Genomic DNA, 23,150 nt, shown 5'->3' on the forward strand with positions numbered 1-23,150 from the left:
GTAGCGTTGGAACCTCCGGTTCGGGACGGCGTTAACCTCCCAAGTTCAATTCCTTGGAGGATTACATGCGCCGTTCCCTTGCAACTACCACCGCCCTTGTTGCCAGCCTGTCGTTGGTGGTTCCGTTCCCTGTCATCGCTCAGGACGATGACGCTGCGACAATCGAATGCCCCGCTGATACCGTCGCAGAAGTTTGCGCGGCCCTTCAGGCTGAGGGGGCAATCGACGGGGACGTCGTCCAGGATCCCGTCGTCGATGAGGTCGTAGAAACCCCTGTAGAAGAGGTCGCTCCGGCAGCCGAGGCCGAAGCCGAGGTGGAGACACCCGCAGAAGTCGGACCGGTTGAAGAAGCGCCCGCCGAGGGCGCAGAAGCCGCTGCTGAGGCCGTTGAGACGACCGAAGAAGTGGTCATGGAAGAGACGGCACCAGTAGAAGCTGAAGCCGAGACCGAGACCGAGACAGAAGCAGAGATCGTCGTCGAAGAGGAAGCGGACGATGCAGCCTCCGAGATGGTCGTCGACACTGACGCCGATGCGCCTGTAGAAATCGAAGCAGAAGCAGAAGCAGAAGCAGAAGCAGAAGCAGAAGCAGAAGCAGAAGCAGAAGCAGAAGCAGAAGCAGAAGCAGAAGCAGAGATGACCCCTGCCGCAGAGGGCGATGAAGCGCCCGCCGAACTGGTGGTCGAGACGCCCGAGGAAAACCCGGAGACGCCCGAAGCACCCTCCACCGCCGAAACGCAGGCCGCCAGTGGTGAAGCCGCTGAAACCATGGCCGGCAGTGACGACGGCGCAGGCGCGCCCGTGGAAGAAATAACCGAAGTTGTGACCGAAGAGACGAGCCGCCGCTCGGACGAAGAATTCGAGACGACCGCCGAAGCAACCGCCGAAGCAGAGGCCACTGGCGACGCCAGCGCGTCTTCTGGCGGGCTGACCAACCTTGAAGCCGCGCTTCTGGGCGCTGCGGGTGGGTTTGTTGTCGGGGCGCTTCTTAACGGCGACCGCGAAGTGGTCAGCACGGCGCCTGACCGCGTGGTGGTTCGTGACCCCAGCGGCAACCTGCAGCTGCTGCGCGATGACGACGCGATCCTGCGCCAGCCCGGCTCGGAAGTGACGACGCAGCGGTTCGAGGACGGCTCGTCCCGGACAGTGGTCCTGCAGCCCGATGGCAGCCGCATCGTGACGATCCAGTCTGCCGACCTGCGCGTGCTGCGCCGGTCGATCATCGGCACCGATGGGCGGGAGTTCGTCCTCTTTGACGACACGCAAAGCTTCGCGGCGGTGGATGTCAGCACCTTGCCCGAACCCGAGCGCGCGTCGACGACCGGGGCAGAGCAGACCGACATGGAAGCCCTGCGCGCGGCGTTGCAGCAGGCCAATGGCGTCGAGCGCAGCTTCTCCCTGGCGCAGGTGCGCGAGATCGAGCGGGTGCGCTACCTGGCCCCCGCCATCGAGATCGACAACATCACCTTTGCCACCGGCTCCGCCGCGGTGCAGCAAAGTCAGGTGCAATCCCTGCTGGATCTGGGCACCTTGATGGCCGAACTTATCGAGGAGAACCCGCAAGAGGTGTTCCTGATCGAAGGTCACACGGATGCCGTCGGCTCTGCCGTGTCGAACCTCACCCTGTCGGACCGCCGCGCGGAAAGCGTCGCCCTAGCCCTGTCCGAGTTCTTCGGGGTTCCGACGGCCAACATGGTCCTGCAAGGCTATGGCGAGACGGACCTGCGCGTGCCGACGCTGGAGGACGAACGCGCCAACCGCCGCGTGGTCGTGCGTCGCGTCACGCCCCTGTTGCAGACCGCTCAGGCGAACTGACCGTCGCGCAACAATCGACAAGACTCTAGCACCCCGGCGCCCCCGCCGGGGTGTTTTGGGTACTGGGCAACCGCGCAAACAACCTTGCGCGCGGGGCCGGCGGCGATAGGCTGCGTCGCAGGGGGCTTTTATCATGGATGATCTGGAGCAAATGCCTGAGCGGGCGCTTGAGTGGCACCGAGAGGGGCGCGGCGCGGTTCTGGCAACGGTCGTAGAAACATGGGGCTCGGCGCCGAGGTCCGTGGGGGCGCAGCTTGTGGTCTCGGGCGACGGCGAGATGGCGGGCTCGGTCTCGGGCGGCTGCGTAGAGGGCGCGGTGGTTGTGGAGGCCATGGAAATGGTCGGCGCGGACGCGGGCCGGATGCTGGAATTCGGCGTGTCAGATGATGAGGCCTTCGCGGTCGGCCTGGCCTGCGGCGGGCGCATCAAGGTCTGGGTGGAACCGGTCGTGGCCATGGGTGCCTTGTTGCAGGAACTGGTGGCCGCGCGGGCCGCAAGGGAAGCGGTGGCCTATTGCGTAAACGTGCAGACGGGCGCGCGGGAACTGGTGAGGGAGGGGTTCGAGGCAAGGTTTCGCGCCGATCAATCGGGGATGGAGGGGGATGTGTTCGTGCACATCCACAACCCCCCGTTGCGGATGATCGTGGTGGGGGCTGTGCATATCGCGCAAGCGCTCGTGCCGATGGCGCGGTTGGCGGGCTATGATCCGGTGATTGTGGACCCTCGACCCGCGTTTGGGGCGCAGGCGCGGTTTCCCGGAGAGGTGATCGCCGAGGATTGGCCCGACGAGGCGCTGGATCGTCTCGGGCTGGATGCAAGGACGTGCGTGGTGACGTTGACCCATGACCCGAAGCTGGATGATCCCGCGATTGAACGGGCGTTGCGGTCGGATGTGTTTTATCTCGGGTGTTTGGGGTCAAACCGGACCCACGCCAAAAGGGTCGAGAGGTTGCAGGCCAAGGGCTTCAGCGCGGCGGAGATCGGGCGCATTCACGGGCCGGTCGGCCTGGCGATTGGCGGGCGGGGGCCGGGGGAAATCGCGGTTTCCGTCATGGCGCAGGTCACGCAGGTGTTGCGACAGGGGTGAGGCAATCCCTTGGCCAGTGTCTCCGAGGCTGATGCCTCAGGTCGCTGGAATGGTTGAAGAAAATGCTGCATGTGCAGCATGGGGCCGAGGCTGATTGAGGCGCGTTTTGGCGAAACTGGGGGTTTGTCTTTCTCGGATTTCGTGCTTGGATGGGATAAATCACCAAGGGAGGAATACATGACCCAGGTAACGATGACGGTGAACGGCAAGACCGTCTCCGGGGACGTTGAAGGGCGGACGCTGCTGAGCGAGTTCTTGAGGGAAGGCCAGCGGCTAACGGGAACCCATGTGGGCTGCGACACCAGCCAATGCGGTGCCTGTGTGGTCCATGTGAACGGCGAAGCGGTCAAGAGCTGCACAACATTGGCGTTGGATATCGAGGGCGCCGAGGTCAACACGATCGAGAGCATGGCCAATGCCGATGGATCGCTTGGGGTGATCCAGCAGGCTTTCCAGGATCATCACGGGCTTCAATGCGGCTTCTGCACGCCGGGCATGGTGATGTCGGCGGCGGCGTTGTTGAAGGACAACCCCAAACCCTCTGAGGCAGAGGTGCGCGAGTACCTTGAAGGCAATATTTGCCGCTGCACCGGATATCACAACATCGTCAAGGCGATCATGGCGGCCTCCGGGCAAGACGTGGCTGCGGTGGCGGCCGAGTAAGGCCCTGATCGCGGTCTGGGAGGGCTGCGGCGAGGGCATTGCAAGACAGAGGACAGGGCGGGAGGCCCTGTCAGCCAAGGCCAGCTCCCTATGGTGGTGAGCGGCGGGAGTTGAGAAACAGGGAGGGCTGACATGCCCAAAGATCACGGCATCGGAGCAAGTTCAAAGCGGCGCGAGGATATTCGGTTTCTGACCGGGCAGGGGCGCTATACGGACGATCTTAACCTTCATGGACAGGCCTATGTGCATTTCTTGCGCTCGGATGTGGCCCACGGGATTTTGAAGGGCGTGGACACGAGCGCGGCAGCAGCAATGCCCGGCGTCGTGCGCATCTTCACCGGCGCAGATTTTGAGGGCGTGGGCGGCGTGCCTTGCGGCTGGCAGGTCACCGACAAACACGGAGAGCCGATGCAAGAGCCGGCGCACCCGGTTCTGGCACAGGGCAAAGTCCGCTACGTGGGCGATGCGATTGCAGCCGTGGTGGCAGAGACCGCCGATCAGGCACGCAACGCGGCAGAGGCGATTGAGCTGGACATTGAAGAGCTGCCAGCGGTCGTCGATATGAAAGAGGCGGTGAAAGAGGGCGCCACGAAGGTCCATGACGATCTGACCTCGAACCTTTGCTATGACTGGGGTTTTGTTGAGGAAAACAAGCCTCAGGTCGATGCGGCGTTTGAAGCTGCGGCCCATGTGACGACGTTGGAACTGGTGAACAACCGCCTGTCGCCCAACCCGATGGAGCCGCGCGTTGCGGTGGGGGATTACAACCCCGGCACGGACGATAGCACGCTTTATACGACCTCTCAGAACCCCCATGTGATCCGCCTGTTGATGGGCGCGTTCGTGTTGGGCATTCCAGAGCATAAATTGCGTGTGGTGGCGCCCGATGTGGGCGGGGGCTTCGGCTCCAAGATTTTCCACTACGCGGAAGAGGCGTTCTGCACCTTCGCAGCCAAGGCCTGCCGCCGTCCGGTGAAGTGGACCTCGTCGCGGTCCGAGGCGTTTATCACCGACGCCCATGGGCGCGATCACGTCACCACGATCCAACTGGCACTGGATGCGGACAACAACTTTACCGGGGTGCGTACGGATACCTACGCCAATATGGGCGCGTATTTGTCGACCTTCGCGCCGAGCGTGCCCACATGGCTGCACGGCACGTTGATGGCGGGTAACTACAAGACGCCCAATATCTATGTGAACGTCAAAGCGGTGTTTACCAACACGGTGCCCGTGGATGCCTATCGCGGCGCCGGGCGCCCTGAGGCGACGTATCAGCTGGAGCGGGTGATCGACAAAGCGGCGCGCGAATTGGGCGTCGATCCAATCGCGCTGCGGCGGCAGAATTTCATCACCGAGTTCCCCTATGCCACCCCGGTGGCGGTGGAATATGACACCGGCGATTACGAAGGCACGATGACGAAACTGCTGGAGATGATCGACCGCGACGGGTTCGAGGCGCGTCAGGCGGAAAGTGCGGCCAATGGCAAGCTGCGCGGCCTTGGGGTGAACTGCTATATCGAGGCCTGCGGCATTGCGCCCTCGGCCTTGGTGGGCCAATTGGGCGCGCGTGCGGGCCTGTACGAGAGTGCGACGGTGCGGGTGAATGCCACCGGCGGTTTGGTCGTGATGACGGGCTCGCACAGCCACGGGCAGGGGCACGAGACTTCCTTTGCACAGGTCGTGGCCGATATGATCGGTATCCCTGAGGATCAGGTTGAGATCGTCCACGGAGATACGGCGAATACGCCGATGGGGATGGGGACCTATGGGTCTCGGTCGCTGGCGGTGGGTGGCTCGGCTATGGTGCGGGCGACGGAAAAGATCATCGCCAAGGCCAAGAAGATCGCCGCGCATTTGCTGGAAGCGGGCGAGGGCGATATTGAGTTGAAAGACGGCGCGTTCAGCGTGGCGGGCACAGACAAATCGGTGGCCTGGGGTGACGTGACCCTGGCGGCCTATGTGCCGCACAACTATCCACTGGAAGAGATCGAGCCCGGCCTGGAAGAGACCGCGTTCTACGACCCCAACAACTTCACCTATCCGTCTGGCGCTTATGCCTGCGAGGTGGAAGTGGACCCCGACACTGGCAAGGTGACGGTCTGTTCCTTTGCCGCGGCCGATGATTTTGGCAATGTGGTCAATCCGATGATCGTGGAGGGCCAGGTTCACGGAGGTCTTGCCCAGGGGATCGGGCAAGCGTTGCTGGAGAATGTGACCTATGACGAAAACGGCCAGCTTCTGAGCGCGTCTTACATGGATTACACCATGCCCAGGGCCGACGACATGCCGATGTTCCAGGTAGACCATTCCAGCCAGACGCCGTGCACCCACAACCCCTTGGGGGTGAAGGGCTGCGGTGAAGCGGGGGCGATTGGATCGCCGCCCTCGGTGGTGAATGCGGTTGTGGATGCGTTGCAGCGTGGCGGCCATACCGGGGTGACCCATATTGATATGCCGCTGACGCCCGCACGGGTTTGGGCGGCGATGCAGGGATGAGGTTTGCCGGCGTTCGATCTGGTATCGACGTCGGGATTGAGTTGTATTTGCCAAGATGAAGGAGCGCCGCGGCGCGTTCCGAAAGGAGACGGAATGTATAATTTCGAGTTCGTAAAACCCGGCACGATTGCCGAGGCGGTATCAGCGCTAGCGCAGGAGGAGGCGCAGGCGCTGGGTGGGGGGCAGACGCTGCTCCCCACCATGAAGGCGAGGCTGGCGCAGACCGAAACGCTGGTCAGTCTGAATGGGATCGGTGAGATGGTCGGCATTCGCCATGAAGGCGGGCAGGTTTGTATTGGCGGCGCGACGACCCACGGCGCGGTTGCGGCGGACGGGACGTATCCGGGGTTGGCGTCATTGGCGGGGCGCATTGGCGACCCGGCGGTACGCAACCGGGGAACGATTGGCGGATCATTGGCGAATAACGATCCCTCGGCCTGCTATCCGGCGGCGGCTTTGGCCTCGGGGGCTGTGATTGTGACGAACGCCCGCGAGATCGCCGCGGATGACTATTTTCAGGGGATGTTTGAGACGGCGCTGGACGAAGGAGAGATCATCACCGAGGTGCGGTTCCCTGTGCCAGAGGTGTCGAACTATCAGAAGTTTGTGCAACCGGCCTCGCGCTTTGCGTTGGTGGGGGTCTTTGTGGCGAAGTTCGCCGATGGGGTTCGGGTTGCCGTGACCGGAGCCTCGTCCGACGGGGTGTTCCGGTGGACGGAAGCTGAAGCCGCGTTGAGCGCTGATTTCTCGGCGGCGGCCCTGGACGGTTTGGCGGTGCCCGGCGGTGATATGATTGCAGATTTGCATGGCACGGCAGAATACCGGGCGCATTTGGTCAAGGTTCTGACGGGGCGCGCGGTGGCTGCGGCTGCCTAAGGCTTGGCCTTGAGCGAGAGAGAAAAGCGGGATCGGGGGGCGTGGTATTGCTGCCTCGATCCCGAGCTTGAGGCGCTGCGCGATCAAGCGCGCGCCGCGTGTTTTCAGCACAGCACGATGCCGCCGCCCGAGCGGGGTGCCATGGCGCCCTCGCTGGCGGATCTATTTGCAAATGTCGGAGATGACGCGCTGTTGGAGGCGCCGTTTCATTGCGCCTACGGCCATAACATCAGCCTTGGGGCTGCGGTGTATCTGAACGCCGGTTGCGTGGTCCTGGACACGGCTCCGGTTCGGATCGGGGCGCGGAGCATGTTGGGACCGGGGGTGCATCTTTATTGCGCAGACCATCACCGCGACGCGGCGCAGCGCGCTGCCGGGATCGAGCGGGCCTTGCCGGTGACCATCGGCGAAGATGTCTGGATCGGTGGCGGCGCGATCGTGCTGCCCGGCGTGCGCATCGGTGACGGCGCGATAGTGGGGGCGGGATCTGTGGTGACGCGCGATGTCCCTTCTGGCGCGCGGGTGATGGGCAATCCGGCGCGTGCGCGGGACTAACGCAAAAGGCGCGCCCGGTCGGGGCGCGCCTTGGGTAGGGCATTCACGCTTAAGACAGAATCAACCTGCCTTAACCGGGTTAATCATCATCACCATCTGGCGGCCTTCCATGCGCGGCATGGATTCGATCTTGCCGATGCCTTCGATATTCTCGACGACCTTTTCCAGCATCTCGCGGCCCAGGTTCTGGTGTGCCATCTCACGGCCCCGGAAGCGCAGGGTGACTTTCACCTTGTCGCCGTTTTCCAGAAACTTGACCGCGTCATTGACCTTGCGCATGAAGTCGTGATCGTCCGTTCCCGGGCGCATCTTCACTTCTTTAATGTCGATGGTCTTTTGCTTTTTGCGGGCTTCGGCTTCGCGCTTCTGCGTCTCGTATTTGAACTTGCCGAAGTCCATGATCTTACACACGGGCGGATCGGCGTTCGGAGAGATCTCTACAAGATCCAGATCAGCGTCGGCGGCCAAATCCATTGCGCGCGCCGGGGTTACAACACCGAGGTTTTCACCCTCAGCGCCGATCAGGCGAACGGAGTCAGAGCGGATACGGTCGTTTACGCGCGGGCCGGTATCACGTTGAGGCGGCGCGTTATGGGGTCTGCGGGCTATGGCGATTGTCCTTTTGTAGCCTTCATGTCGATGGCTAAAGATATCCATTCCGCCTCATTTCTTCAAGGCGGATAACGGCCTAAACTGAGGTTAAGGGGAATGATATCACATTTGCGCCATTGCGTGACGGGGCGCTGCACGGTAAGCGCAGAGCGTTGATTTTGACTGACCCAATGGGGAACTGACATGAGCCGTGCACTTATTATTATCGTGATTCTCGCCGCCCTTGGTGTGGGTGGCTACTTTCTGATCCAAGGCGAAGAGCCTTCGGTCGAGGCCGTGGGCGAAGCCGCGGGTGATGCAGCGGGCGCCGCTGCCGACGCTGTCGAGGGTGCCGTAGAAGAAGTGACTGGCGCTGTTGAAGAAGCGACTGAAGCTGCTGCTGAAGCCGCTGCTGCCGCTGAAGCAGAGGCTGCTGCCGCCGCAGAAGCTGCTGCCGCTGCCGCAGAAGAGGCCGCCGCCGCTGCCGAGGCGGAAGCTGCCGAAGCCGCCGCTGCTGCCGAAGCGGAAGCCGCCGCTGCCGCCGCAGCTGCGGAAGAAGCTGCTGCCGCCGCTGAAGCCGAAGCCGCTGAAGCTGCCGCGGCCGCGGAAGAAGCTGCTGCCGCCGTCGAAGCCGAAGCCGCTGAAGCAGCCGCTGCTGCCGAAGCCGAAGCTGCCGGGGCTGCCGACGTCGTAGAGGCCGAAGCTGCTGCTGCCGCTGAAGCAACTGAAGAAGCAGCCGCAGAAGCCGTTGAAGCCGCCGAAGGCGCTGCGGAAGAAGCAGCCGCGGCTGCCGAAGAAGCGACCGAGGCCGCTGCTGAGGCCACCGAAGCCGCCACGGACGCCGCTGTTGAGACCGCCGGTCTTGCCGATCTGTTCACCGCAGAAGGCTTTGACATCGACGCCGCCCTTGCCGCTGTTGAGAACGCAGAGCTTTCCGCTCCGGTTCGTCTGGCCGTGACCTCGGCGCTTGAGCAGGCGCGTAACAACCCTGAACTTCTGGGTTCCGCGCTTGAGACAGCCCGTTCGGCGCTTGGCCTCGAATAAGCCAGTCTGGCGGCTGACAGTACAAAGAAACCCCCGCTGATCCAGCGGGGGTTTTTCTTTTGCCTCAAGTCGCTGGCGGGCGACGTTAACGTGACGCTTTAATCCAGGAACGCCTTCTCGACCACGTAATGGGCGGGCTTGGAATTGGCCCCTTCCTCCAGACCGAATTCCTCGAGCATCTCTTTCAGCTCCAGGTTGAAAGCGAGGTTGCCGCAGATCATCGCGCGGTCCGTGTCGGGGTTCAGGGGCGGCACGTCCAGGTCATTAAACGCCTCTCCAGACCGCATCAGATCGGTGATCCGGCCCATCTTCGGGCTCTGCTCACGGGTCGTGGTGGGATAGTATTTGATTTTCTTCCAGAACCCTTCGCCAATCACCTCGTTCAGCAATTCGTCGGACTTCAGCGCCTCGATCAGGTCGTGGCCGTAGGTCAGTTCTCCCACTTCGCGGCAGGTGTGGGTGATGATGATCTCGTCGTAGTCCTCATAGGTCTGCGGTTCGCGCAGGAGGCTTGCGAAGGGCGCGAACCCGGTGCCGGTGGCGAAAAACCACAGGCGCTTGCCGGGGATCAGCGCATCATGGACCAGCGTGCCGACGGGCTTGGGGCGCAGGATGATCTGCTCGCCCACCTGAATGTGCTGAAGTCGAGAGGTCAGCGGGCCGTCTTGCACCTTGATCGAGTAGAACTCCAACTCTTCGTCCCAGCTGGGGGAGGCGATGGAATAGGCGCGTAGCAGCGGCTTTTGCCTGCCGGTTTCGGGGTGGGGGTCGCCCATCAGCCCGATCATCACGAACTCGCCCGAGCGAAAGCGCATCGACGCGGGCCGGGTGCAGCGGAAGCTGAACAGGCGGTCGGTGTAATGCTTAACCTCGGTAACGGTTTGAGCGTCGGGAAGGGTGGGGGTCGCCTTGACAGGCGCGGCGTCGATTTTGGTCACGGGTGTTTGCTCGGTCATCATTGTTCGGGCGCTTTGTGCACCCGCTCCTTAGCAATAGTCTTTGATCTGTATCAGGGAAAGGCCGCTTAGGCGACGCGTCCGCGCAGGCGGGCCTGATAGTCGTGGGCCTGCCAGTTGGCACGGGCCATCCATTGGTCCTGTGGTTGGCGAGCGGCGAGGGCGTCGTCAATGGCGACCTCGTCAAAGCCGGACCGGCGCGCCATGGCGTATTGGTCGGCCAGAACGTGGCCATCGGCCCGCAAACGGCCTGTGTAGCCCATCGCCCGCAGGCGTTTGGCCAACGTGAAGCCGCGCCCATCGTGGGACGAGGGGAAGCCCACGCGGATCATGGTTAACTGCGTTAACGCATCCGCTAATACCGCCACATCATCCGAGGGCGCGACATCCACTGCCGTCGCATTGGCGGCGATACCCTCGGCCAAGGGCACCGCGTAGCCGTTCCAATCGTCGGGCGCAAAGCCCGTATCGGTTACAATCGTCTGGCCCATATCTGGCCCTTTCCCATAGCTGTCAGGAGGCGCGTCGTTGCATCACGCCGTCAATGAAATGAATGCCGCATTCGGTCTTGGCCTGCCCGCGCCACCGTCCGGCGCGGGGATCTTCATTGGCCTTTGCGGCGGTTGTGCAGGGCTGGCACCCGATCGAGGGGAACCCTTGCGCCACCATCGGATGACGCGGCAGATCGTGTTTGGTGATATAGTCCGCGACCATCGGCTGCGTCCAGTTGGCCAAGGGGTTCACCTTGATGCGCCGTGCGTTCTTCTCAAACAGCGGCAACGTTTGACGCGCTCCACCGTGGATACGTTTGCGCCCGGTAATCCAGCCGCCAAACCCTTCCAACGCCTGCTCCAACGGCTCCGTCTTGCGCAAGGCACAGCAGGCGTCGGGGTCGAAATGGTGCAAGATGCCGTCAACGTCCCGCTCCAGCAGCGCTGCACGAGAGGGCTTGATGACCCGAACATCGCTCAGGCCCAACTGCTCGGCCACGTCACGTTGATAGGTCAGGGTGGCGGGGAACAAAAACTCCGTATCGACGAACAGCACGGGGGCCGATTTGTCGATTTCGCTCAACATATGCAGCAGCACGACGCTATCGGCACCGAAGCTGCTGACCATGGCGACGGGGCCAATGACTTGGTCATCAAGGGCATGGGCCAGCACGGTTTGCGCATCGCTTTTGCGGTGCAGAAGGGTGCGGCGTTCGGCAAGTTCCTTAAGCGGCATTGGCTTGTACCTCTGGGTAAAGAGCGGCTTTGAACGGCGCAGCGCCAAGGCGCTTGTAGGCGTCGAGGAAGGTTTCTTCGGCGCTTTCGCGCTGTGCCAGATAGGCGCGGACCAACCGTTCGATGGCGTCCACCACCTGGTCATAGGCAAAGCCCGGCCCGGCCCGTTCGCCGATCACCGCATCGGGGCCACCGTCACCGCCAAGGGTGATCTGGTAGTTCTCCACCCCCGCCCGGTCGAGGCCAAGGATGCCGATGTGGCCCACATGGTGGTGCCCGCACGCGTTGATGCAGCCCGAGATCTTGATCTTCAGGGGACCGACTTCATGTTCCAGCTTCAGTTCTTCGAAGCGGGTCGCAATTTGTTGCGCCACGGGGATGGAACGGGCCGTGGCCAGAGCGCAATAATCCATGCCCGGGCAGGCGATGATGTCGGACGCAAGCCCGATGTTCGCCGTCGCAAGGCCCACTTCGGCCAGCGCATCAAAGACCGCCCGCAAGTGGCGTTTGGGCATATGGGGCAGGATCACGTTCTGCTCGTGGCTGATGCGCAACTCGTCATGGGCGAAGGTCTGGGCCAGGTCCGCCAGAACCCGCATCTGGTCGCTGGTCGCGTCACCGGGTGTGGCCCCATGGGCTTTGAGAGAGACCGTCAGGATCGTGTAATCCGGGTGCCGATGAGCGGCGGCGTTGGTATCCACGAAGCTGCGGAACACGGGGTCGTCGGCGTAGTGGCCGTCAAATTCGCCCGCGCCCTCGGTGAACTGGGGGGCGGCGAAATCGGCGTTGATCTTCTGCAACAGCGCCATGTCGGCCCCGTTGAACACAGCACGGCGCGGGATAAACTCCGCATCCACAAGACGGCGGATCTCGTCGATCCCATTCTCATGCACCGTGATCTTGATCCGCGCTTTGTATTTATTATCGCGGCGTCCCAACACGTTATAGACGGCGACGGTGGCCTCCAGGTAAGGTAGCAGATCGTCAAAGGCGACGAAATCTGCCAGAACCTTGCCGATCATCGGTGTCCGTCCCAGGCCACCACCGACCAGGACCGTCGCGCCGATGACGCCGTTACGCTCCACCAGCCGCAGGCCGATGTCGTGGGCTGCCGTGACCGCGCGGTCCTGATCCGATCCCGTCACCGCCACCTTGAATTTGCGCGGCAGAGCCTGGAATTCCGGGTGGTCGGTGGACCATTGGCGGATCAATTCGGCCACGGGGCGCGGGTCGGCCACCTCTTCGGCGGCGGCCCCTGCGAAATGGTCCGCGGTCACGTTGCGGATCGTGTTTCCGCTCGTCTGGATCGCGTGCATCCCGACCTCTCCCAGGGCGTCCAGCATATCGGGCACGTCCTTCAGGGCGGGCCAGTTGTACTGGATGTTCTGGCGCGTGGTGAAGTGGCCATAGCCCTTGTCCCACCGGTCCGCGATCATCGCCAACTGGCGCATTTGTACAGCGTTCAGAGTGCCATAGGGGATCGCGACGCGCAGCATATAGGCGTGCAATTGCAGGTAGAGGCCGTTCATCAGGCGCAGGGGTTTGAACTCATCCTCGGTCAGGGAGCCGTCGATACGACGTTCCACCTGGGCGCGGAACTGAGCGTTGCGCTCGGCAAGGAAATCGCGGTCAAAATCTGAATAGGCGTACATGGTTCAGGCTTTCTGCTGGCTGCCGGACACAAGGTCCGCTTGCTTGCCGTGGACATAGTTGGAGGGGCCGCGGGTGCGAAATGCCTCTCGGAAATGGACCGGCTCGGGGCCGTTGTCGCCCGCGATGGCGTCGGCAAGGTAGGGGCCAACGACCAGATGCGCTTGGGCTTGGGCTTCCAACAGGCGAATATCTGCGGTGGCTTGATCTTCCACAAGATCGGCCTCGGCGTGGACACGGGTCCAGTCACCTTGGGCTGTCAGATAGACGACATCGCCTTCCAGAAGCGCGTTTGCGGTGACGACTTTGGGGGTAAAGATGCGGGCCATTAGGCGAATTCCTCTTGCAAAGCAGGGAGTTGAGCGGCAGCAGCCCGTGGCGCGAGGCCAAGCATCAAGATCACGGGGCCGTCAGGCCGCGCGGCGTCAAGATCGGCGGGCAGCCGGGAAATGGTGGAAGCGATCAGACGCGTATCGGCCCGCGAGACGTTCTCGATCGCGGTGATGGGCGTATCGGGGGCGATGCCATGCATCATCAAACGGCCTTGCAGGAACCGCGCGCCCTTGGTGCCCATATAGATGGCGGCGACCTGGCCGGGCTTGGCAAGGCTGGTCCAATCCTGCTCGGCGAAACCTTTCACGTCGTGGCCGGTCAGAAACCGCATCGCGCCATTGCGTCCGCGTTTGGTCAGGCTCTGGCCGATCTGCGCGGCGGCGGCATTGGCGGCGGTGATGCCGGGCACGATGCCCCATTCCACTCCCGCCGCGTCCAGCGCGTCGATTTCTTCGTCCAAACGGCCGTAAACACCGGGATCGCCGGACTTCAGGCGCACCACATGGGCCCCTTCGCGGGCGTGTTTCACCATGGCCGCGCCGATGTCTTCTTGTTTGGTGGATGGGCCAAAGCCTTTCTTACCAACGTTAACCATTTGCGCCTCGCGCCGGGCGAGTTCCAGAATTTCCGGCGACACGAGGCGGTCATAAATCACCACATCCGCCTGATCGAGAAGCTTGCGCGCCTTCAGCGTCAGCAGGTCCGGGTCGCCGGGGCCCGCGCCCACAAGGTCAACACGGCCCTTGGTTTGCGTGCCATGTAAGTGGTCGATCAGCAGATCACCCAAAGCCAGCTCTGCCCCCACTTTCCCCTCTTTCCCAAGGGCATCGGGGCCTTTGCTGAAATAGAAGTCAGACCAGAACTCTCGCCGCTTACGGCCCATGGGCAGGGCGCTCGCCGCGGCGCGGAACCCTTGGCCGATACGCGCCAGAAGCCCCAACGACGCGGGCAGGCTTGCTTCGAGATCGGCCTTGATCTTGCGGGCCAGAACCGGGGCCGCGCCCTCGGTTCCGATGGCGATGGTGACCGGGTCGCGGTCCACGATGGCGGGGGTGATGAAGGCAGAGCCTTCCAGATTGTCCACGATGTTAACCAAAGCGCCATCGGCGCGGGCAAGGCCTGCGACACGGGCGTCTTCGGCGTCATCCTCTGACGCGGCATAGGCGAGAGAGGCGCAGAGCGCGTCACCGGGTGCGAAGGCGCGTTTCACAAGACGCAGCTTGCGCTCGGCGTCCCAAGCGACAATTTCCGGGGCCGGATCAGCGGCGAAAACGGTGACGCTGGCTTCGGATTTCAGGATCAGCCGCAGCTTGGCCAGCGCGGCTTCACCACCGCCCGCCAAAACGACACGGCGGCCGCGTAGGTCCAGGAAGATCGGAAAATGGCGCATTGCAGGAACCTCTTTGGCTGAATTCCCTATCTAGATAGAACATTTTCCCGAAAAGTGGCAGTATGGGCTTGCTGGTAAGGACGCATGTTCTGTATCCGTGGCAGATCAGAACCTCTGTTTGGAAATGCAAGGGACACCCGAATGTCTGTTCAGATTGATGCGCTCGACCGGAAAATCCTCATCGCTTTGCAAGAGGATGCAAGCCGGTCGCTCGAAGAAATTGCCAAACATGTGGGGTCATCCAAGACGCCTGTGTGGTCCCGGATTCGCAAGATGAAGGAGGCGGGGATCATCGGCCAGCAAACGGTGCTTCTCGATGCAGAGGCGCTGGGGCTAGAGGCCTGTTTCTTCGTGCTAATTCGCACGTCCGAGCATGAGGCAGAGTGGCAGAACAAATTTCTCAAAACCCTGCGCGAGCGGGCCGAGGTGATGGAGGCGCATCGTCTTGCCGGCGACATCGACTACATCCTGAAAGTGCGCGTCGCCAATGCCCGCGCCTATGACGAATTTTATCAGGCGTTGATCTCGGAAGTGCGGATCTACAACGTCACCGCACTTCTAAGCATGGAAGAGATCAAATCGACGCCGCTGCTACCCCTGGCAACAGTTCCGTCTTGATCGTCGCTCCGGCCTCCAGGGACCGGTGCACGGGGCATTTGTCGGCGATTTCCAACAACCGCTTGCGCTGCGCCTCATCCAGCGAACCGGTCAGCGTGATCGCGCGGGTGAATTGGTCCAACGGCCCATTATCGACGCCTGCATCCTGGGCATGGACACGGTTATGGGTCACGTCCACAGCCACATGATCCAACGGCCATTTCTTGCGCCGCGCGTACATGCGGATCGTCATCGAGGTGCAGGCCCCAAGACCCGCCGCAAGGAACTGGTAGGGTGTCAGCCCCCGGTCAGTGCCGCCGTAACTTGCAGGTTCGTCCGCGAAAACATGGTGCTTCGGCCCGGCCATCACGTCTTGCAAAAAGCCGTCGGGATCAACCTCTGACGTGCGGGTCACGCCTTCGGGCGCCCCGATGGGCGGGGCAGGGTAGCGCAAGGCCAAATAGCGCCCGGCCCAAGAGGCGATGACATCCGCCGCATATTCCGCATCAGCTGGATCCGAGATCAGATGGTCGGCGTCGTCAAGGGTCACGAAGCTTTTGGGATGCTTGGCCGCGACAAAGATTTGTGTCGCGTTTTCAATCCCTACGATAGCGTCGCGGGGCGCATGGAGCACCAAAAGCGCCTTCCCGAGAGAGGCGATATCGGCTTGGAGGGTAGAGGCCTTCACATCCTCCACAAAGCCGCTGCTGATGCGAACAGGGCGCCCGCCAAGGTTCACTTCGCCTACGCCGTCACGGGCAATCGTCTCCAGGGCGCTGCCGAAATTATCGGTGACATGGCCGGGATCAAAGGGCGCAGCAATGGTGACAACGGCCCGAGCCGAAGGAATATCGCGCGCTGCCCGCAACACCGCCGCCCCGCCAAGGGAATGGCCGATCAGAAGTGCCGGGGCCATGCCCCGGTCGGCCAAGGCATTGGCTGCGGCCACCAGATCGCCCGCGTTCGACGTGAAAGACGTGTTCTCGAACTCGCCCTTGGAATGGCCAAGCCCGGTGAAGTCAAAGCGCAAGACGGCAATGCCCTGTTCCGCTAAACGCGCCGCAATCCGACGGGCGGCGGCAATGTCTTTGCCACAGGTAAAGCAATGGGCCAGCAGCGCGGTGGCCAGATGCGGTCCATCGGGCAGGTCGAGCCGCGCGGCGAGAAGATCACCGGCGTGGCCGGGAAAAGTGAAGCGTTCCGTTTGCATGTCGTCCTGTCCCTTCTGTCATCACGATCATGTGGGTTCAGGCCCATGAGCCGCAAGCCTTGTGTCAGAACGCTCACGGGTCTGTGCTCTGGTGTGCTGATGGCGTGATCCCGGAAGCTGGAGGCGCGCGCGCTAGGTGTGCCCCATCAGGGCCGCGTCGAAGGGATAGGTGGTCAAGTTCTCAAACCCGTCGTCGGTGATAAGCACCTGATCTTCCAGTTTAATGCAGAAATCACCGTCTTCTTCGCCCACCAAAGCCTCCACACACAGCATCATGCCCGGTTCCAGCTCGTAATCGAACGCATCGTCGTGGTGGTGGTCGGGGTAGCCCACATGGGGCCATTCATCGCACAGGCCCACGCCGTGCATCTGGCAGGAGTACTTCCGCGCCCAGTATTTGTCGGCCAGCTTGTGACCGTTGTGGACAAGATCGTTGATCGAGCGGCCGGGTTTGAGGCGTTCCATGTTCTGGGTGATGTGTTCATGGGCGTGCTGCATCGCCTCGATCATGTCGGGGCGCGGCTTGCCGGGGCCGGTCCACCAGGTGCGGGAGATATCGACGCAAAGCCCGTAGCACCCGATCAGATCCGTATCCAAGGCGCTGATCTCATTGGGAAGAAGGGTGCGAGGGCCGCATTCCTGGAACCACGGATTGGTGCGCGGCCCGCTGGAAAACAGGCGCGTTTCAATCCATTCCCCGCCGCGTTTGATGTTTTCGGCGTGGAGGACGGCCCAAATCTCATCCTCGGACCTACCCGGCGCGATGGCGTCTTCCATCGCTTGCAGGGACTTCTGGCACGCATCCACCGCGCAGCGCATGGCGAGGATTTCATCGGCGCATTTGATCTTGCGGGCGTGTTCGGTGACGAGTTCCCCGTCGGACAGGACGAGGCCGCGCGCCTCGAGCGCCTTTGCGCCGTGGAGCATGATTTTATCGACCGCGAGGCGCTTGTTTTCCCCGGCATGGGTTTGCAGCAACTCGGCCACTTCGGCGCTGAAGGTGTCGGCCACCTGCGCCCCCCTGTCCCCGGCGGTAAAGTAGAACATCGACGCGCCAGAGCGGATTTCACGCACCAGCGGATTGTGATCGGCCAGAAACGGCGCGTTCTTGTATTCCCAAAGCACCATGTGGCCGTCGGCGCAGACCAGGCAGGCGCGGAACGGGTTATGGGTGTTCCAGAGCTGCATGTTGGTGGCATCGGTCGCGTAACGGATGTTGAGGGGGTCGGTCATCAGCACGCCCGCGAGGTCGCGTTCGTGCAACTGGGCCACAAGGCGCGACAGGCGATATTCGCGCAGGTTTTGCAGGTTGGGGAGGGTGAGGCGGGCGGCTTCCCACTCAGCATAGGCGAGCGCGGTGGGCCCTATCTCGATTCGGTCGTGATCGTTGGCCGTGCCATCGGGCAGCATGGCGCCCTTGGTCGGGTCGATTTTGCGGACCTCGCGGCGATAGGCTTGGGTCATTTGTACGCTCCCTTCACAGCCAAGCGTGGCGCGAGCAGAGGGGGGCGCGCGTGTCAGATCGCGGCGTGAAGGGGTCGGAAATGGACTTTGGCAGGGGGAGCCGTTGGGTCTGAGCGGCTAGTTATCTACGCGCTGAAGCGCGAAAGGGGGGCTTTGCCCCGCCTGCGCCCCGGGGGCGCAGACTCCCCAGAGGTGTATTGGCCAAGATGAACAGGGGAGCGCGCGTCAGGCTTTGAAGTGTTTGGAGAGCTTCAGGCCTTGGCCTTGGTAGTTGGAGGCGATGTCGGTGCCATAGAGTTGGGCGGGGGCGCTTGCCATTGTCTCGTAGACGAGGCGGCCCACGGTCTGGCCGTGTTCTAGCACGAAGGGGGCTTCGTGGCAGCGCACTTCAAGGACGCCGCGCGCGGGAATGCCGTGGCCGAAGCCGGGGTCGAAGAAGCCCGCGTAGTGGACGCGGAATTCACCGACCATGGCCAGATAGGGCGCCATTTCGGCCGCGCAATCGGGGGGGATGGTCACGGCTTCACGGCTGACGAGGATGTAGAATGCGCCGGGATCGAGGATGATTTGACCGTTGTCGCTGTGGATTTCCTCCCAGAACTCGGCGGTTTTATGGGTGCCGATCTGGGTGAGGTCGATGACGCCTGCGTGGGGTTTGGCCCGGTAGCCGACGAGGGTTGTGTCGGAGGGGGAGAGATCGACGGAGAAGCCCAGGCCATCATCAATCAGGGGCGTTTGATCGACCAGAGGGGTTTGGGCATGGCGCGTTTGCAGGGCGGCGTCGGTCAGGACGGCCTGGCCCCGGCGGAAGCGGATTTGGTTCAGGCGCAGTCCGGGCTCGATCTTGACGGAGAAGGAGCGGGGGCAGATCTCCGCATAGAGCGGGCCGGTGTAGCCTGCGGGGATCCGGTCAAATTCGACGCCGCCGTCGGCGATCACACGGGTCAGGCAATCGACGCGTCCGGTGGAGGATTTGGCGTTGCACACGGCGGTGATGTCGGCGGGCAAGCAGAGCCCCTCCATCAGCGGCACGACATAGACGCAGCCTTTTTCCAGCACGGCGCCGGGGCGCAGGTCCATTTCGTGCATGGTGAATTCCGGCAGGCGGGCGGCCACAGTTTTGCCTGCGCCGGTCAGGAAAGAGGCGCGCACGCGGTAGGCTTTCGTCCCCAGACGCAGGTCAAGGCTGGCAGGCTGGATCTGCTCGGCCGGGATTGCGGGGGAGGCGGTGATGGCACCGCTGGCGATCATTGCGGAAATCGCATGATCGGGGAGGACGCCCTGGGCGCTGGAAGAGGGGGAATCAGTCATGGTGCCGACGCTTCTACGCGCAGGGGCGCGGTTCAGCAATTCAAAGAGGTGGCAGGGAGGTAGAGCGGTTTAAATGGTCGGGCTAGCAGGACTCGAACCTGCGACCTTCCGTCCCCCAGACGGACGCGCTACCAGGCTGCGCCATAGCCCGACTGACGGTCCTTCTAAGGATTTCTGGGGGCGGCGCAAGGGGCTGTTCGCAGTTGCCTGCTATCTTGCGCCCGGAGGCCGCGCCATGCGGTCGCGCAACTGCGACAGCGCGGCGATTTGCGGGGTGATGCGGGCGACTTGTGCCGGAGAGAGGCGCGACAGGCTTGCCAAGGTGCCAAGGGTGCCTTCGGCGCGGTCCGACTGCGGCACGGCAGCAGAGGCTGCGGGGGCCGGGGTGTCGTGTGTGGGGGCAGCGGTTGCGCCAGAGATGTCTGACGGTGCGGGGCTGTTTGCGGGTGTTTGTTGCGGGAAATCAATGATTTCCGGCCCGGCTACTTCTCGTGCTGGGTCTTCTTCTGCTGCGGGGTCTTCCTGGGTGCTGGCTTCTTGTGCCGGTTCTTCGCTTGATGGTGGCCCGTCGTCTTGTGCCGGTTCTTCACTTGGTGCCGGCTCGTCGTCTGGTGTCGGCGCTTCGTCTTGCGGGGGGGCTGCGACCTCGGCTGCGACCCGTTCTTCGGGCGCGGGCGCTTCGGGGGCTGTTTCCGCCGGGGTATTGGCCTCGGCGTTGGCATCTTCGACCCATGCGTCGCTGGGGCTTTGCTCGACCACGTCGCCGTCACTGACGAACGTATCCACAGAGGGCGACAGCGCCATGACGGCGGGCAGACCCTCTTCAGAGATCATTTTTTGAACGCCCCGGATCGTCAGGCCGCGGTCGTGGAGAAGCACCTTGATGCCGCCCACAAGCTCCATATCGGCGGGGCGGTAGTAGCGCCGCCCGCCCGCACGTTTCACCGGTTTGATTTGCGGAAACTTCGATTCCCAAAAGCGCAGGACGTGGGCAGCCACATCGAGCCAATCAGCGACTTCGCGGATCGTGCGGAAGGCTTGGGCGGATTTGGCCATTTCTCATGTCCTCTGCTCCAACGCCCCTTCCCGCCGTGGGTGGGGCGCTGCATTTCTGTGCCTCTGTTGCCTGCTTGCCCTCTGACGAGGCAATGCGCGGCATGGATCGCTTTAGCTGCGGTTGCCCGCTGCGACGCGATCTTTCATCAGGTGCGAGGGCCGGAACGTCAGCACGCGGCGCGGGCTGATCGGCACTTCTTCACCGGTCTTTGGGTTGCGCCCGACGCGGGCCGTTTTGGAGCGGACCGAGAAGGTGCCGAATGACGAGATCTTAACCTGTTCGCCATCCACCAGCGCATCGGACATCAACTCCAATACACGTTCCACCAATTGGGCGCTTTCATTGCGCGACAAACCCACTTCGCGGAACACCGCTTCGCTCAGGTCCATGCGCGTCAAAGTCTTTGCTGACATCAATTCCGTCCCCCTGTTTGGAGGGCAGGATGAATTATGCGGTTTATTTAGTCAATCCAGTGTGTTGCGCGGCGTCGTTTCACCGGCACTTGAGCGCCTACCAGCGGAGCACGACGGACCCCCAGGCAAGGCCGCCGCCGATGGCCTCGGTCACCAGCAGATCGCCAGGCTTGATGCGCCCGTCATGGACGCCCACGGACATCGCCAGCGGGATCGACGCGGCCGAGGTGTTGCCGTGGTCTTGCACCGTGACGATGCATTGCTCCATCGGCAGGCCGAACTTCTTCATGGTGCCCGAGATGATGCGAATGTTGGCCTGATGGGGCACAACCCAATCCACGTCTTCCAAGCCAACGCCTGCTTTTTCCAACGCTGATCCGGCGGTTTTCGTAAGCTTTTCAACGGCGTGGCGGAAAACTTCCTTGCCCTGCATCTTCAGAACGCCAGTGGTGCCGGTGCTGGACACGCCGCCATCCACATAGAGCAGATCGCGGTAGGAACCATCGGAATTCAAGTCCGTGGCGAGCACGCCTTGATCGTCGGAAGTGCCGGCTTTTTCGCGGGCCTCCAAGATCAGTGCGCCCGCGCCGTCGCCAAACAGAACGCAGGTGGTGCGGTCCGTCCAATCCATGATTCGGCTGAAGGTTTCGGCGCCGATCACCATAACGCGCTTGGCTTGCCCCGAGACCACCAGCGCGTTGGCATTTGCCAAGGCGTAGACAAATCCGGCGCAAACGGCCTGCACATCGAAGGCGAATCCCCCCGACATTCCCAGACCCGCCTGCACCATGGTGGCGACGGACGGAAAGGTGAGGTCAGGGGTCGAGGTGGCCACAACGATTGCGTCGATGTCATCGGCCTCCAGCCCCGCGTGGCGCAGGGCGTTCTGGGCGGCGGCGACGGCCATCTGGCTGGTCGTCTCTCCTTCGGCCGCGAAATGACGCCGCTCAATCCCCGAGCGGGATTTGATCCACGCGTCCGTGGTTTCCAAGCCTTCCATCGCCTCAAATTCGGTATTGGGGACAACGCGTTCAGGCAGGTAGTGGCCAATGCCAACGGGAACCGCGCGGATTGTCATTCGGAGGACCCCTCTTGTTGGATGGCTTGGGTGGCTGCGGCCTCGGATTGGGCGATGCGCGCGGCCAGACGTTTGTGGAAACCGGTGGCGGAAAGCTGCGCGGCCAGCAAAATCGCAGCCGCGACGCCGGTTGGATCGGCCGAGCCGTGGGATTTCACCACAGTGCCGTTCAAGCCCAGAAACACGCCGCCGTTCACCCGGCGGGGGTCGATTCGCTTCACCAGGCGGCGCAGGGACGTGTAGGCCAGCAGCGCGGCGACGCGTGAGAACGGCGTTTTCTTGAACGCTTCTGTCAAAAGCTCTCGGATCAGGCGGGCGGTGCCTTCGCCGGTTTTCAGGGCGACGTTGCCGGTGAAACCGTCGGTCACGATGACATCGACCCGGTCGGACGGCAGGTCGCCTCCCTCCACGAATCCCACAAATTCGAAATCCGCCGCCGGGGCGACGCGGTCAATCAGCTCGGCTGCGACCTTCAATTCGGCCCGGCCCTTATGTTCCTCGGTGCCCACATTCAGCAGGCCAATGCGGGGGCGCACAAGGTCCAACCCGTTGCGGGCATAGCTGGCGCCCATCAGCGCATATTGCAGCAAATCCTCGGCATCGGCGCGAATATCGGCGCCCACATCCAGCATCACATTGAACCCAGAAGGATTGCGCGAGGGCCAGAGGCATGCAATCGCGGGGCGGTTCACACCTTCCAGCTTGCGCAGCCGGATCATTGAAATCGCCATCAATGCGCCCGTGTTGCCGCACGACACCGCGACCGAGGCTTCGCCCGCGCGCACCGCTTCAATCGTCGACCACATGGAGGTGTCTTTGCCATTGCGCATCACATGGGACGGCTTTGCGTCCATGGTGACCACGCCTTTGGCGTGCCGGATCTCGCAGATGTCGGATAAACCGCGCTTTTTGGCGATCAGGCGCTCTAGCTCGGGCCCGTCGCCGTGCACAATGAAGCGCAATTGCGGGCTCTGAGCGGCAGCTTGGGACAGGCCGGAAACGACAGCGCCGGGGCCTAGATCACCCCCCATTGCGTCAATGGATAAAACGGTGTGACCCACCGCACCTTCCGTTAACGCTGCACCATCGCTCATATCATCCGGCCCGCCCTAGGTCAGGCGACCGTTCAGGCCGCGTCTTCGTCGAGATCGACTTCGTCTTGAACGACAACGTCACGCTCGTTGTACACGCCGCACGATGGGCAAACGTGATGCGGGCGCTTCAACTCGCCGCAGGAAGGGCATTCGTTAGGGTTTGCCGCGACCAACGCATCATGTGCGCGACGCATTCCGCGCTTGGAGCGCGTGATCTTACTCTTGGGGACAGCCATGTCACA

The 23,150-nt window shown here is 62.7% G+C and carries 23 protein-coding genes and 1 tRNA gene; 8 read left to right on the plus strand and 16 right to left on the minus strand.

From position 1 onward, the window contains the following. Nucleotides 1-65: 65 nt before the first annotated feature. The 6 genes from AADW23_RS11515 to AADW23_RS11540 all read left to right on the plus strand — a co-directional run bounded on the left by AADW23_RS11515 (nt 66) and on the right by AADW23_RS11540 (nt 7,494). Nucleotides 66-1,814: an OmpA family protein gene (locus tag AADW23_RS11515; protein WP_341861086.1), complete on the plus strand. Its 1,749-nt coding sequence runs from the start codon at nt 66-68 to the stop codon at nt 1,812-1,814. A 133-nt stretch (nt 1,815-1,947) separates the two neighbouring features. Next, on the plus strand, nt 1,948-2,901 hold the full coding sequence (locus AADW23_RS11520) for an XdhC family protein (RefSeq protein ID WP_341861087.1): 954 nt from the start codon (nt 1,948-1,950) through the stop codon (nt 2,899-2,901). 177 nt (nt 2,902-3,078) lie between these two features. After that, nucleotides 3,079-3,564: a (2Fe-2S)-binding protein gene (locus AADW23_RS11525; RefSeq protein WP_341861088.1), complete on the plus strand. Its 486-nt coding sequence runs from the start codon at nt 3,079-3,081 to the stop codon at nt 3,562-3,564. A gap of 132 nt (nt 3,565-3,696) precedes the next feature. Further along, nucleotides 3,697-6,063, plus strand: a complete 2,367-nt coding sequence (locus AADW23_RS11530) for a xanthine dehydrogenase family protein molybdopterin-binding subunit (RefSeq protein ID WP_341861089.1) — start codon at nt 3,697-3,699, stop codon at nt 6,061-6,063. Nucleotides 6,064-6,156: 93 nt separating this feature from the next. Continuing rightward, a complete protein-coding gene (locus AADW23_RS11535) occupies nt 6,157-6,939 on the plus strand; it encodes a xanthine dehydrogenase family protein subunit M (RefSeq protein WP_341861090.1) in 783 nt (260 codons plus the stop codon). A 3-nt stretch (nt 6,940-6,942) separates the two neighbouring features. Then, nucleotides 6,943-7,494 (plus strand): sugar O-acetyltransferase, encoded by a 552-nt coding sequence (locus AADW23_RS11540; RefSeq protein WP_341861091.1) that lies wholly within the window; start codon nt 6,943-6,945, stop codon nt 7,492-7,494. Between the two features lie 60 nt (nt 7,495-7,554). On the opposite strand, the gene infC is transcribed toward AADW23_RS11540, so the two are convergent. Then, on the minus strand, nt 7,555-8,103 hold the full coding sequence (infC, locus tag AADW23_RS11545) for a translation initiation factor IF-3 (protein WP_349771074.1): 549 nt from the start codon (nt 8,101-8,103) through the stop codon (nt 7,555-7,557). A 186-nt stretch (nt 8,104-8,289) separates the two neighbouring features. Here infC and AADW23_RS11550 point away from each other — a divergent pair, with 186 nt between their 5' ends. Next, nucleotides 8,290-9,129 (plus strand): hypothetical protein, encoded by an 840-nt coding sequence (locus tag AADW23_RS11550; protein ID WP_341861093.1) that lies wholly within the window; start codon nt 8,290-8,292, stop codon nt 9,127-9,129. 98 nt (nt 9,130-9,227) lie between these two features. Here the strand turns inward: AADW23_RS11550 and AADW23_RS11555 are convergent, their stop codons facing one another. The 6 genes from AADW23_RS11555 to cysG form a co-directional block, all read right to left on the minus strand. Continuing rightward, the gene (locus AADW23_RS11555) at nt 9,228-10,088 is read right to left on the minus strand and encodes a ferredoxin--NADP reductase (protein ID WP_341861094.1); all 861 of its coding nucleotides are present in this window, start codon (nt 10,086-10,088) and stop codon (nt 9,228-9,230) included. Nucleotides 10,089-10,153: 65 nt separating this feature from the next. Continuing rightward, a complete protein-coding gene (locus AADW23_RS11560) occupies nt 10,154-10,576 on the minus strand; it encodes a DUF934 domain-containing protein (protein WP_341861095.1) in 423 nt (140 codons plus the stop codon). 22 nt (nt 10,577-10,598) lie between these two features. Continuing rightward, nucleotides 10,599-11,312: a phosphoadenylyl-sulfate reductase gene (locus tag AADW23_RS11565; RefSeq protein WP_341861096.1), complete on the minus strand. Its 714-nt coding sequence runs from the start codon at nt 11,310-11,312 to the stop codon at nt 10,599-10,601. Beyond that, the gene (locus AADW23_RS11570) at nt 11,302-12,963 is read right to left on the minus strand and encodes a nitrite/sulfite reductase (RefSeq protein WP_341861097.1); all 1,662 of its coding nucleotides are present in this window, start codon (nt 12,961-12,963) and stop codon (nt 11,302-11,304) included. The genes AADW23_RS11565 and AADW23_RS11570 overlap by 11 nt, the downstream gene beginning before the upstream one ends. Before the next feature lie 3 nt (nt 12,964-12,966). Continuing rightward, nucleotides 12,967-13,290: a DUF2849 domain-containing protein gene (locus AADW23_RS11575; RefSeq protein ID WP_341861098.1), complete on the minus strand. Its 324-nt coding sequence runs from the start codon at nt 13,288-13,290 to the stop codon at nt 12,967-12,969. Continuing rightward, nucleotides 13,290-14,684 (minus strand): siroheme synthase CysG, encoded by a 1,395-nt coding sequence (gene cysG / locus AADW23_RS11580; protein ID WP_341861099.1) that lies wholly within the window; start codon nt 14,682-14,684, stop codon nt 13,290-13,292. Before cysG ends, AADW23_RS11575 begins: the two co-directional genes overlap by 1 nt. A gap of 141 nt (nt 14,685-14,825) precedes the next feature. On the opposite strand from cysG, the gene AADW23_RS11585 reads away from it, so the two are divergent. Continuing rightward, complete coding sequence (locus AADW23_RS11585; protein WP_341861100.1) at nt 14,826-15,302, plus strand: Lrp/AsnC family transcriptional regulator; 477 nt, start codon at nt 14,826-14,828, stop codon at nt 15,300-15,302. On the opposite strand, the gene AADW23_RS11590 is transcribed toward AADW23_RS11585, so the two are convergent. The 9 genes from AADW23_RS11590 to rpmF all read right to left on the minus strand — a co-directional run bounded on the left by AADW23_RS11590 (nt 15,259) and on the right by rpmF (nt 23,144). Then, on the minus strand, nt 15,259-16,491 hold the full coding sequence (locus tag AADW23_RS11590) for a bifunctional alpha/beta hydrolase/OsmC family protein (RefSeq protein ID WP_341861101.1): 1,233 nt from the start codon (nt 16,489-16,491) through the stop codon (nt 15,259-15,261). The genes AADW23_RS11585 and AADW23_RS11590 overlap by 44 nt on opposite strands. 132 nt (nt 16,492-16,623) lie before the next feature. After that, nucleotides 16,624-17,955, minus strand: coding sequence for a dimethylsulfonioproprionate lyase DddP (gene dddP, locus AADW23_RS11595; RefSeq protein ID WP_341861102.1), 1,332 nt, complete (start codon nt 17,953-17,955; stop codon nt 16,624-16,626). A 225-nt stretch (nt 17,956-18,180) separates the two neighbouring features. Next, nucleotides 18,181-19,266: a 2'-deoxycytidine 5'-triphosphate deaminase gene (locus tag AADW23_RS11600; protein WP_341861103.1), complete on the minus strand. Its 1,086-nt coding sequence runs from the start codon at nt 19,264-19,266 to the stop codon at nt 18,181-18,183. A 74-nt stretch (nt 19,267-19,340) separates the two neighbouring features. After that, a tRNA-Pro gene (locus tag AADW23_RS11605) sits at nt 19,341-19,417 on the minus strand. A gap of 59 nt (nt 19,418-19,476) precedes the next feature. Next, a complete protein-coding gene (locus tag AADW23_RS11610) occupies nt 19,477-20,322 on the minus strand; it encodes a MerR family transcriptional regulator (protein WP_341861104.1) in 846 nt (281 codons plus the stop codon). Nucleotides 20,323-20,433: 111 nt separating this feature from the next. Beyond that, entirely contained in the window at nt 20,434-20,736 is a 303-nt protein-coding gene (ihfA, locus tag AADW23_RS11615) for an integration host factor subunit alpha (RefSeq protein WP_341861105.1), read from the minus strand. Nucleotides 20,737-20,833: 97 nt separating this feature from the next. Next, the gene (locus AADW23_RS11620; protein ID WP_341861106.1) at nt 20,834-21,814 is read right to left on the minus strand and encodes a beta-ketoacyl-ACP synthase III; all 981 of its coding nucleotides are present in this window, start codon (nt 21,812-21,814) and stop codon (nt 20,834-20,836) included. Further along, nucleotides 21,811-22,908, minus strand: coding sequence for a phosphate acyltransferase PlsX (plsX, locus tag AADW23_RS11625; RefSeq protein ID WP_341861107.1), 1,098 nt, complete (start codon nt 22,906-22,908; stop codon nt 21,811-21,813). Before plsX ends, AADW23_RS11620 begins: the two co-directional genes overlap by 4 nt. Nucleotides 22,909-22,940: 32 nt before the next feature. Continuing rightward, nucleotides 22,941-23,144: a 50S ribosomal protein L32 gene (rpmF, locus tag AADW23_RS11630; protein ID WP_341861108.1), complete on the minus strand. Its 204-nt coding sequence runs from the start codon at nt 23,142-23,144 to the stop codon at nt 22,941-22,943. Nucleotides 23,145-23,150: the final 6 nt, after the last annotated feature.

Origin of the sequence: Gymnodinialimonas sp. 57CJ19 (genome assembly GCF_038396845.1) — a bacterium.
Lineage (GTDB): Bacteria > Pseudomonadota > Alphaproteobacteria > Rhodobacterales > Rhodobacteraceae > Gymnodinialimonas.